The organism is Kovacikia sp. CALU 1929 (assembly GCF_056784235.1).
In genome coordinates, this window is record NZ_JBXBCF010000025.1 from 1 (window position 1) to 2,141 (window position 2,141).

The window sequence follows — 2,141 nt, forward strand, 5'->3', positions numbered from 1 at the left end:
TTGTGCCGTGTTTGATCACCTCAATCCCATCACAGCTGGGACAGCGGACTGGTTCTAAAACCATGCTAACGTTTCCATAATTGCCGACTCCTCCATCAAAGCAGTTTCTTTGATGGAAAACAACAAATTTGAAACATTACCCAGCAGGTGGAGCAGATAGAAATTATGGCTCAACGTGAGCCAGAGCTAATGGGGGGCGTTGCTGAATCGAGATATGAACCGAAAAATCTGCCCTCACCCTAGCCCTAGCCCTTTGGGAGAGGGAGAAGGGTTGGGGATGTCGCTTGCTTCCCGCAGGGTGGGCTAAATCATACATAACATTCAGCAATGCATCAAGAAATTCTGGCTGAATCAGCAGGGCACTGAATTTGACTGTTCTCAGGCACTTGCACCAATGGAGGGATCTGGGAAGGTTGGTTGGATTCACAAATAGTGGTCACTGCCTGTCTAGAGCTACTTCCTGTTTTTGCCGCCTGTACAACCCCTGTAAAACTCTTTAAGCCTTCTGCTTTTGGTACAGCCGTCAACTGAGCTTGAGTGCCACTGGAAACTGTGAGCTTATAGGTATAGTGACTTTGCGACAGCAGTGAGATGACATCAGCAGATCGCTCTAACTCTTCTAAACTGGAAGCGAATCGACCATTTTTAAGATAGAAATCCCGTTGCGCTTTATTCATCTTATCCAGATAGGTTCTCACTTCTGTCTGTTGCTCTAGTTGAGCCTGACTGGGTGGATTGCCTTTCTGCCCTCCAGAGAGCGCGTTGGAGGATTGCATCCCGGTTTGACTAGACCCACCCTGAGCCATAGAAGCAACCACAGCGGCGATCGCCCCTAGCAAAAACGCAGGTAACACCGCAACCATTAATGCCGTAGCATATTTAGAGGAACGCACTCTGACTGGAACCCGTGTACCATAAAGTCGCCTTTGAGATGTGGCACGTTCGGCGATCGCCAGCCAGTGATCTAGCCGCTTCCGAGTCTGCAACCCCAGACGTTTTGTAAGCGTTTTCAGCTTACTCAAGTTAACGCTTACCGCCGGAAATTGATTTCCCCAGTAACGATTAAACAGTGGTTTTGCTGGTTTCGCTGAACGATCCATCATCGGCGAAGAAGATTGAGAAACAGCCGGGTTCTCGCTTGTGGAACTGTCACCCGTAGCACTTCTGACCCCGGAGATCTCAAACCTTTCTGCCCATGCTGGAGAGTCTTCCCCAACTTTTTTCCCGGAAACCTTTATGGTTTGAATCGACAAAATCCCTAGATTGGTTATCCCTTTCTGAACAAAACTAACCAGGGCTGTTGAATTTAGCGCCCGATTTGAAGTTAGAACCACCTCAAGACAATCACCCTGCCGCTGCGCCTCAGCCGTAATTCCTTTAGGCTGGAGGGTAAAATTCATGAGTTTAGCGATCGCTTCTGGATCACCTTGTTTTGCAGAGTCCAAGAGATTCGGTTGAGTCATAGGATGAGCGGTTTACAAGAAGTGACTCGGTAGAGATTGAGCAGGAATCTCAAGTTATTTGGAACCACTAGGCGATCAAACACAGTAGGCAAGTAGCTTAATCAAGCTACTCTGTAAGGCTTTAGTGGAAGGGGTATAACTTCAAACTACTGATGAAATCATTACTATTTCAAGATACTCGCAAAATTAAAAATGGTGACTTCAATTTATTAGCGAATTACTGAACCACTATGCACTGAAAGTGCATAGGTTCCTAAAGGGCTGAAAGCCCAAGTTAATCTACTCAAGTAGGAAGTTATCGAGCTCCTGATTCGATGGACTCCGATGATGCTCGAAAGACTCCTCCACTAACTGCTCAGTCAGATTCCCGGTACTCCATGCACCATAACCCATCGCCCAAAAATGCTTGCCCCAATATCGCTTTTGCAATTCTGGGTACTCTTGCTGCAACAAACTTGAACTTCGCCCTTTCATCCGCTTGACCAGGTCTCTCACTGAGTTTGATGTCGGATACTCAATAAGCAGATGCACAGGATCCTTGCTGACTGCTCCTTTGAGAATTGTGACATCTTCTGCGTCACACACCTGGATAATCAGTTCCCGGCATCGCTTTTGAATCTCACCTTTGAGCACCGCGTAGCGATACTTCGTTACCCAGACGATATGGACTGTTAACCG

At 47.2% G+C, this 2,141-nt stretch carries 2 protein-coding genes; both read right to left on the reverse strand.

Annotated features, from left to right (window positions below):
• Positions 1-332: 332 nt before the first annotated feature.
• Positions 333-1,463, reverse strand: a complete 1,131-nt coding sequence (locus AC1S52_RS01805) for a type IV pilin-like G/H family protein (protein WP_482027333.1) — start codon at positions 1,461-1,463, stop codon at positions 333-335.
• 279 nt (positions 1,464-1,742) lie between these two features.
• Positions 1,743-2,141, reverse strand: a 399-nt coding sequence (gene tnpA, locus AC1S52_RS01810; protein WP_482027334.1) for an IS200/IS605 family transposase, incomplete at its 5' end; no start/stop codon positions are given.